This window comes from Idiomarina sp. UBA4206 (assembly GCF_002383015.1).
GTDB classification, from domain to species: domain Bacteria; phylum Pseudomonadota; class Gammaproteobacteria; order Enterobacterales; family Alteromonadaceae; genus Idiomarina; species Idiomarina abyssalis.
This window is the reverse complement of record NZ_DFTS01000009.1, coordinates 75,819-80,624: the sequence shown is the minus strand read 5'-3', so window position 1 is coordinate 80,624 and position 4,806 is coordinate 75,819. Positions and strand designations below refer to the sequence as shown.

Annotated in this window: 5 protein-coding genes and 1 pseudogene; all 6 read right to left on the bottom strand. The window is 49.1% G+C overall.

Annotated elements, in window-relative coordinates:
• A pseudogene (locus B3180_RS01820) lies at window positions 1-501 on the bottom strand (flagellar hook-length control protein); the annotation flags it as partial.
• Between the two features lie 77 nt (window positions 502-578).
• Window positions 579-1,022 carry a flagellar export protein FliJ gene (gene fliJ / locus B3180_RS01815; protein WP_054490654.1) on the bottom strand — a complete coding sequence of 148 codons (444 nt, stop codon included), beginning with the start codon at window positions 1,020-1,022 and terminating at the stop codon, window positions 579-581.
• Window positions 1,023-1,025: 3 nt separating this feature from the next.
• Window positions 1,026-2,381 carry a flagellar protein export ATPase FliI gene (fliI, locus tag B3180_RS01810; RefSeq protein ID WP_054490652.1) on the bottom strand — a complete coding sequence of 452 codons (1,356 nt, stop codon included), beginning with the start codon at window positions 2,379-2,381 and terminating at the stop codon, window positions 1,026-1,028.
• 3 nt (window positions 2,382-2,384) lie between these two features.
• A complete protein-coding gene (fliH, locus tag B3180_RS01805; RefSeq protein WP_271331992.1) occupies window positions 2,385-3,134 on the bottom strand; it encodes a flagellar assembly protein FliH in 750 nt (249 codons plus the stop codon).
• Window positions 3,135-3,148: 14 nt separating this feature from the next.
• Entirely contained in the window at window positions 3,149-4,195 is a 1,047-nt protein-coding gene (gene fliG, locus B3180_RS01800) for a flagellar motor switch protein FliG (RefSeq protein WP_199495141.1), read from the bottom strand.
• A partial coding sequence (locus B3180_RS01795) for a flagellar M-ring protein FliF C-terminal domain-containing protein (RefSeq protein ID WP_286842599.1) occupies window positions 4,188-4,806 on the bottom strand: 619 nt, incomplete at its 5' end. The genes B3180_RS01795 and fliG, both read right to left, overlap by 8 nt.

Sequence of the window (4,806 nt, the reverse complement as noted above, 5' to 3'; positions counted from 1 at the left end):
AATGCCGGCCAGCAATTGATCGGCAAACTTCTGCCGCTCCGCGTCCGTCATTACTGTCTCGCTACTTTCACCGTCAGCACTCGCTTTATCAAGCTTGGCTAGCAAAGACTGCAACATTTTTGACAGTTCTTCATCACTTAATTCCAGTTCGCCGCTGTCGGGCTCAACGTCAATTTCACCAACGACAGCCGCCTTGCCTTCAACTTTAATATCCGCGGTTTCCTGCTGCATTTGTTGCAACAGTTCCCATAGGTTTCGGGTAACTGGCTCACCGACATTTTTACGGTCAATTTCACGACCTTTAGAGTCGCCGTTGGCAGCTTGGTGGGCTTCTATTTTGGCGGCCAATTGTTGCAGCTCTTTATCGCCGGAATTTTGCTTGATCATCAAACGAGAGAACTCACTGCTTTCGCCTTCAGCGTTTTTCACTGATAGCTCTTTCCCTTTACCCATACGGGCAAAGTTATCGGCAGATTCGGTTAAGTTGAGCAGCTGTTGCATAGTATTTTTCCTGAATTAAGTGCTTATTCACGCTTTGCTTAATTTTCTCATCAATAACCAAGCAATTTTTGTTCCAACTATTTTCTGTCACGGATAAAACGCTGACTACTGAAATCATCCAGGTTTTTCTGCTCTTTCCGCGCCTGGGCTATTTGTTCGCGCTTTCTGCGTTCCTTAATTAAAAAATCAACTGACTCTCGCTTACGCCGTTGCGCCAGCCAACGTTCTTTTCGTTGTTGCAGTACCTGTTGCAGCTTCACGACCTCGTGATGCAACTGTTCAACACCTTCATCCAGCTTGCCGACAAAGGCGTGGTACTGACCCACCTGGATAGAAGCAATACCGCCTTGCCCACGCTCTTGCAGTTGATTTAAATAGTCGAGTCGGTATTTTGACATACCATCCAGGCGCATCTGTTGTTCCTGCACCTGTTGCTGAACCTGTGCAAAATCCTGAGCAGCCTTATCTTCGCGTCTTTGTTCTAACTCCAGTAGCATCTGCAACTGCGCTAACTCGGCCATAATTTAAGCGCCTCCGGCTGACTGCTGCTTTTGATTTGGATTTACTAATTGGTTAAGCAACAACAAGCTCTCATCGTAGCTGACAACCTGTTGCATCTTTTGTTGTAAAAACTGATTCACGCGCGGCTGCATAGCAATAGCCTGATCAATAGCCGGGTCGCTTCCGCGCGTATAAGCGCCAATAGAGATCAAGTCACGATTGCGCCGATAATGCGAATACCACTGCCTGACCTTAATGGCCTGTTGCATATGCTCTTCTGAAACCACTTGCGGCATAACACGACTAATAGAGGCTTCAACATCTATTGCCGGATAGTGACCGCTGTCCGCCAATTCGCGGTTTAACACAATGTGTCCGTCCAGTATGGCCCGTGCAGAATCCGCAATTGGATCCTGTAAGTCATCACCTTCGGTTAAGACCGTATAAAAGGCAGTAACCGAACCCTGCCCGTCACCGCCATTACCCGCTCGTTCAACCAGTGCCGGCAACTTAGCGAAAACAGAAGGCGGATAACCTTTTGTCGCCGGTGGTTCGCCAACAGCTAATGCAATTTCACGCTGTGCCATGGCGTAACGGGTCAACGAATCCATCAACAGCAAAACGTTCAAGCCCTGATCACGGAAATATTCCGCAACCTGAGACGCGGTTTCGCACCCTCGCAAACGAATCAGAGGCGACTGGTCAGCCGGTGCCGCAATAACCACAGCTTTCTCACGGCCTTCTTCACCTAAAATTTCTTCAATAAACTCTTTTACTTCGCGGCCACGTTCACCAATCAGACCAACAACAATGACGTCGGCCGTGGTTCCCCGCGTCATCATGCCCAGCAGCACACTCTTACCAACACCACTACCGGCAAATAAGCCCATTCGCTGCCCCTGGCCCACGGTTAAACAAGCATTGATTGCGGTAACCCCCACATCCAGGGGTTGTTTAACCTGACGACGATTTAACGGATTCATTGGTTTGCTGCGGTAAGTTTTACCGTCAGAAAATATAGGGCCTTTGCCATCCAGAGGTTCACCGCGGGCATCGATAACTCGTCCCAACAGCTCCATACCCAAGGGTAATTGGTTTTTTCGGTTTAACGGACGGACTCTGGCGCCGGGTATGACGCCATGGGCATCTTCGGTTGGCATCAGGTAACTGATATTACCTTCAAAACCAACAACTTCGGCTTCAATATCACCGCTGTCAGCTTCTACGGCAACACTCGAACCGACCGGAGCGCGGCAACCGACAGCTTCGAACATCAAACCAACAACACGAGTTAAATAGCCCGATACCGCAACGGACGGTTTCTGAATGCGCTCCCGCTTTTTGCGTAACTGTTCAACCAGGCGTTCAGAAGCACTCATGGGTTAACCTTTTACTTTGGAGAAGACATCTTCCATACGACTGCTCAGAGTGTAATCAATAGTGGAGCTTTCGGTCGTCACGCGGCAGCCTCCACGTTCCAGTAATTCATCTTTATTCAGTAACCAGCCTTTTTCCTTCAGCTCGTCTTCGCTGTAGACGTTCTGCAGTAGCGCTAAGTCTTCTTCATTTAAATGAATAATGACACGCTGATCCGTGACCGGCAGAACCGCAATTGCCTCTCGTACCGCGTTAACAACCAACTCCTTAGAGTTCTCGGCAACATTCAGACAGATCACTCTTGTCAGCTCGGTGACCATTTCAATCAGTTCATCCTGCACCGCTTCGGTAATACGCTCGTTGGGGTGGGATAAGCTTTGTAAAAGAGTTTCCAGCTGTTGCTGCTGCTCGTTCATGGCTTCTTTACCAGCTTCAACGCCCTGCTCATGACCAGCTTCAAAGCCTTCTTTTTTGCCAGCTTCGTAGCCTTCGTCGTAGCCTTTTTTCAGGCCTTCACTGCGGCCTTCATCAAAACCTTCTTTGTGACCCTCTTCGCGCGCTGCCTGACGAATTTCTTCCAATTGCTCAGCAGTCAGAGGCTTGAGCTCTTCCTCTTGCTCGTCGTCGGCTTCGGGGGGCTCATATTGCCAGCGGCGGGGTTTATTTAACGCATTCACCTGAGAGCCCTGCTTGAGCTCCTCAGATGTCATGTCAGGTAAGTCCCAACGATGTGTTACGTCTTTATCATCGGTCATTATGCGTTAAGCCCTTATAAGAATTCGTCACCGCCACCGCCGCCAAGCATAATTTCACCTGCGTCAGCCAAACGACGGGCCGCAGCAAGAATGTCTTTCTGCGCCGCTTCTACATCGCTAATACGAATGGGGCCCATAGCTTCAAGGTCATCACGCAGCATGTCGCCGGCACGTTTTGACATGTTCTTAAAGATTTTTTCCTGAACCGCTTCGTCTGCGCCTTTCATTGCTTTTTGCAGAACTTCGCCTTCAACTTCACGCAGCAAGGTCTGAATACCACGGTCGTCGACATCGACCAGGTTCTCGAACACAAACATCAGGTCCTGAATGTTCTGGCTCATTTCTTCGTCCTGCTCGCGGATAGAGTCCATCAACTGGCCTTCGATATTGGTATCCAGGTAGTTCATAATATTTGCAGCTGCCTTCAGGCCGCCCATCTTCGCAGCCTGAGCACCAGCCTGACCGGCAAACTGTTTTTCCATAATTTCGTTCAGTTCCTGCAATGCCGCCGGTTGAACTTCTTCTAAGTTGGCAATACGCATCATTAAGTCCAGACGCACTTTGTCCGGGAACTGCGCCATAATTTCGGCACTTTGCTCAGGGTCAAGATAAGACAGAACAATGGTCTGAATTTGCGGATGCTCATTACGAATAATCGTCGCCACCTGTTTGGAATCCATCCACTTCAATGAGTCCAGACCTTTTGAGCCACCGCCCATGACAATCTGCTCAATCAGGTTACCGGCTTTGTCTTCACCCAGAGCCGAGGTCAGTGCTTTACGCACAAACTCTTCACTCTTGAAGCCAATATTGGTGAACTTCTGAATTTCTTCCAGGAAGAGATGATGCACGGCATTAACCTTGTCCTGGTTAAAGTCCTCCAGGCTTGCCATGGCCATACCCACTTTCTGAACCTGCTTAGGTTCCAGGTGTTTGAGTATCTGGGCAGCGTCTTCTTCCGACAAGCTCAGCAGCAAAATCGCGGCTTTCTCGACACCTTCTAAAGTATCGACGTCAAACTCGACCTTACCGCGCTTGGTTTTCATTTCTTGATTAGGCATCTTCGTTCAACCACGCTTTAACCACTTGTGAGGACAGTTCAGGCTCATTGGCAACCAACGCCCTTACTGCTTTCAGCAAGTCTTCATCTTTGTGCAGATCCGGTAATTGCAGGCTGCCATCCGCACCGAACCCTACCGCACTCTCATCAAATTGTGAGGATAACAGATCAATGGTTTCATCGCCCATCGATTCCTCATCAAGGAATGCTTCAGCATCGTCTTCAACACCAGATTCTGGATTCATCAGTTTCTTAAGCATTGGACGAACCACTGCCAGAATCAATACCATAATAACCAAAGCACCCATGACCAGACGGAAAGCACGCCAGAACCATGGCTCTTCCCATACCGGTGTTTCTCCGGCGCCTAAGTCAGGCAGTTGTGCAAAAGGCACTGAAACAACTTCAATACTGTCGCCACGGTTAATATCAAAACCCAAACCACCTTGAAGCAAGCGACGAATATTCGCCATCTCTTCGGCACTGGCTGCCTGAGGCTGATTTTCACCTGCCTCATTCGTTATTGTTTTCTGGTTAACCGCAACGGATACACTCAAACGTTCAACCGTGCCCGTTTGGCTGCGGGTATAAGTTACCGAGTTATCAAGCTCG